Origin of the sequence: Gorillibacterium massiliense (assembly GCF_000455485.1) — a bacterium.
GTDB lineage: Bacteria > Bacillota > Bacilli > Paenibacillales > NBRC-103111 > Gorillibacterium > Gorillibacterium massiliense.
The window spans coordinates 1-4,252 of record NZ_CBQR020000032.1 but is presented as its reverse complement, the minus strand read 5'-3'; the positions used below and the strand labels follow the sequence as shown (position 1 = coordinate 4,252).

Here is a 4,252-nt window from a genome sequence, read left to right as displayed (position 1 = left end):
ATCAGCTGCCGGCTGTCCGGGCGCCAAGTCATGACGGTGAAGTATGCATGCGCGGTATCCGTCCCGCTGCAGCCGATTCCCCGATACATCAAGCCGGAAGCAGCATCCTTTACCCATTCAATCGTTAACATGGCTGCTAGACTCCTTATCCAAGAGAGAGCCTCTTCACCATAGGAGGCTCTCTTCTTCCAATGATTATTTCTACTCCTCCGGAGACTCCTCAACAGAATTCAACGGCTTGACTGGCAGCAATAGCGCCGACCAGCGAAGCAATACGGCCGCTTGATCGGTCGACAAAGCATGATTTTGCTGCGCGGTAACCTTATTTCGGTACGCACCGAGCTGATTAAGCGCCGCCTGCGTCTGGCCGTGCGCAATCGAATCCTTGGCTTGGCTCAGCGATTTCTGCAGTGAAACCAGAATGCCAGCCGCTCCCGGCGCCCCCGTCTCGTTCACGAACTGCTCTGTCAGCGCCGATAGACCGTCATAGTCGACAACGACTTCGAACGTGAAGTCTGATTTCGTTATATGTCCAGCGAGATCCGATGCGGATGCCGACAGCGTATGCGTTCCTGCGTCTAACGTATAAGCCGGAGCCGACAACTGCGTCCCTCCACCGCAAGTTTCGCTTGCAATACCAGATCCCGCATCTTGCACCGTACACGAGACGACGACCGGCTCATTGATTGCATACGAGGATTGACCGTTCCAGATGATCGAAGGCGGCGTCGCGTCGATCGGAATCGTCAGCGATTGTTCCGCTTCCCGGCTGCCGCCCAACGCCGTGCTGCGATAGCGGATTACATGGGTGCCATCCTCTGTCAGAACGACTGGAACAGTATAAACCTGCCAAGTGGCGCCTGCGTCCAAGCTGATCTCCGTGCTTGCCGTCGCCGTATTTCCGGGAGTCGTTGTCAGCCCAATCGTCACTGGCTGCGTATACCAGCCGTTCGCGCCGTCCGACAACGGCGGATCAACTGCTGCCGTTGTATGCGGAGCGGTCTCCAGGCGAATCACATGGAACAGCTGGTTGCTCTTCGTGCCGCCGATGCCCGATCCCCATTCGATCCATCCTTTGCGTCCAGCGCCGTCGTTATCGTTCACCAGCATCGAGAAGCTGAGCATGCCGTCGGCCGGATCAACCGGCGTCAGCTCGCTCCACGGCAGTGCGAGCTCATACAAAGTGATCTTGCTTGTCTCGTCTCTCGTAATTTGCAGCTGCTTATCGTCGACGAGTCCTACCGTCTTGCCTGCGGTTCCGAACCAGCGGTACAACTGCGGCCCGCTCGGCGTCAGCGCCATGCCGTATTCGTACCAGGCGCTGCTTTCGTCCAGCGCACCGGACGAGACAGCGAATTGAATACCGTCGCCCTGCCAAAGCGCGTCGGCAGCGTAACTTTGCGAGAAGACGTCATCATGGACCCGGGCGGTCACATACAGGTTGGTCGCATCCCAAGTCAAGCGGACCGTTCCGCTTAGATCGTCTGATCCACCATAGCCGGTAATCCGGTTCGTTCCATCTTCCGGCAGTTGAATCGCCTGCACGCCGTTCAGATCGTCTTGTATACCGTCGATGTTCACGGCGAGCTGCGCCGATACGTACATGGCAGATGTCGATACCGCGTTCAGCTTGCCGCTGTACGTAAGATTAACTCCGTTATCAAAAGTGAGCGTAAGTTTGAGCGGATAGGAGCCGGGCGTCAATGCCGGCAGTGCCACGTCGACGGTTCCCGTCGAATGGCCGGGAATCGTCGTTCCTCCGTTCGTTCCAGTCGTAGTCCCGACCTGCCAAGCGATGCTTTGAAGCTGGACGCTGGTGCCGAGCAGATTGGATGCTTGCACGCGAATCGTATCCTGCGTGCCGATCAGCACGTGCTTGACGCTCGCTTGAATCGGATCGATGAAGCGGACCACCGTCGACAACAGTCCGATCGTATGACCATCTTCCTGCAATAGTCCCGAGTAGGTGCGAGTCCCCTTCTGGGAAAGACCGGGAACCGAGATGGCGATTTTACTCGTCTCCCCTGCCGCCGCGGCGATGTCGTGGGAGCTACCGCTGGTGACCAGACTTGCGGCAATCGGCCCGAGTGGCGACGCCGAATTATCAAGCGTCAAGGATAATGCGGCGACTTCGCCCACCGCCGTGTCCTCGCCGGTCAGCATAAAGCGGCTTCCCGCAGCGGCCTGCACCGCATCGCCCGCGATAAACAACGGATTGGCTGTCGCCGTCAAATAGACGTAACCTTCCGACGAAGGTTCTAGTGTCGTCGAGACGCCCATCATATCGGTCACGACGAGGGGGTGATCTGTTCGCACCATGATCTGCCGATCACCCGTCACCGACCAAAGCACGCGAACTTCTTCGCCGCTCCGGTCGAAGATGTAATCGTACAGTCCGTCTCCCGCGTTTTCCCGGCTGGCGAAGGAGGCTCCGGTCAACTGCCTGGTCATCGTAGCATAAGCCACGTAAGCCGGCTTCGGCGTCTGCGGGCCGTATGCGTCGCTCGTATGGCGGACGAGACCGAAGTTGTTCTCGTTGTTGGTCGCGTCCGTTCCGTCGTTCATATAGTCGTACCAGTAAATCCTGTCGACCCCGTTCGCCAGCGACACCGTATAGCTCCGAATCAGATCGGAAGCTTCCACGTTCTCGCTTACGCCGCGCGGGTCAAGCTCGGTTGGCCACCCGATCTCGGTGAACCAGATCGGCTTCGATTGCCCGTGATTGTACTTCTTGATCAGATCGTTCAGCCTCGCGATATCGTCGACTAAGCTTTCCGGATCGGCCGGATAGCGGTACGGATGAATGGAGACTGCATCCATATAATCGAGCGCGCCGAGCTGGAACAGCTGCTCGAGCCAAGTCCACGGTATGCTCGCGCTTGTAGGTCCAACCACAGTTACGGATGGGTTCGAGGCTTTAACGGTTTCGTACGTCTTTTTCAGGAGCTGATAGTAATAGGACGGTTGCGAGTCGGCCGGACCCGTGCCCCGGTCGCCGAACGCGATGTTGAACTCGTTATAGACTTCCACCCATTTCAAAGTCCCGGCATAATGCGTCAGCAGCGCGTTGCCGTAATTCGCAAAGCCGGCCCGCCCTTCATCGGTATAGGGCGTGGAATTCTGGTCGTAGTTCGGATTCGTGTAGTTCAGCACGAAGAACGGATCGATTCCGGCCGCTTGCTGCTGCGCCGTCGCCGTATCCCGTGCCGATGGGAACGTGTATATACCGGGGTTTGGCTCCACCGATTCCCACGACATTTCATCTCGCACAGACTTCGCGCCCATCTTCGCGATCAGCGATACCGTGTCTTGCGAAGCTCCGTCGTAATGGCCGAAATGCGTCGCCACCCCGAAGGGCGATGAAGCGACGGCGCTGAAGTCGTGTGGAGGCAGAATCGCCAAGCATGTATGGGCTTGTTGGAGCACGCTGCCGCTCGTCCAAGCCGTAACTTCCAGCGTATAATACCCATTTGCCAACGTACCCGGCAGATGGACCGCGGATACATTGTTCACGATGGGATCGCCTGCGCCGCTCGTCTCGTTGCCCCAAGCATCGTCGGCCTTCCATGTGATCGCGTCGCCGGTCGTCGTCAACGGAACGACAAGCGGATCGCCGGTTTGGAAGATGTTTCCGATAGTCGATTGTCCCAGGGTAAGCGGCGGCATGAGCGCAGTCGCATGAATATCGTCGAGTAGGAACGATCCGCTTGTGGCGCCGGCTGCCACGATCGCACTCTTCTCGAGCAAGAATGTTATTTGCTTCGCTGGGCCATGCCACTGTCCGTCATTGGCGCCGCCGTAATGCGTGTACGAGGTGCCGCCGTTAAACGCGGTAATCGTCAGCTTCTGCCACTGTCCGGATGGCGACACTGCGATGCGCTGCTGATGCGTTTGACCGGTGTCGTCGACGAGCCGCAGCGAGACGCGGGAGAGCTCGGACGTCTTGACCCAGAACGTCAGATTGGTCATGTTCAGCCGGTTCAGCCCCTTAGTGAGCGCGACGTAATTGCCGCCGTTTGCAAAATTGCCGGTCAGTTTACCCGCGTAGGTACCCGTATGAGGACTGGCGGCGTCGGTCTGATAAGTGACGGTCGCTCCAGGAAATTCGCCCCCGTTCGAAGAAGTCCAACCTTCGCTTGCGGATTCGAATCCGCCGATCTCAGCGTCTATGACGGGAACGAGGCTCGGCACCCGCACGGTGACGTCGTCGAGGTTCACGGAAACAGTTTTACCCCCTCCCACGATCGACCGG

The 4,252-nt window shown here is 58.2% G+C and carries 1 protein-coding gene; it reads right to left on the bottom strand.

Annotation, left to right across the window (positions count from 1 at the left end):
• Positions 1-201: 201 nt before the first annotated feature.
• Positions 202-4,218, bottom strand: a complete 4,017-nt coding sequence (locus TJ79_RS03605; RefSeq protein ID WP_155987757.1) for a sugar-binding protein — start codon at positions 4,216-4,218, stop codon at positions 202-204.
• Positions 4,219-4,252 lie beyond the last annotated feature (34 nt).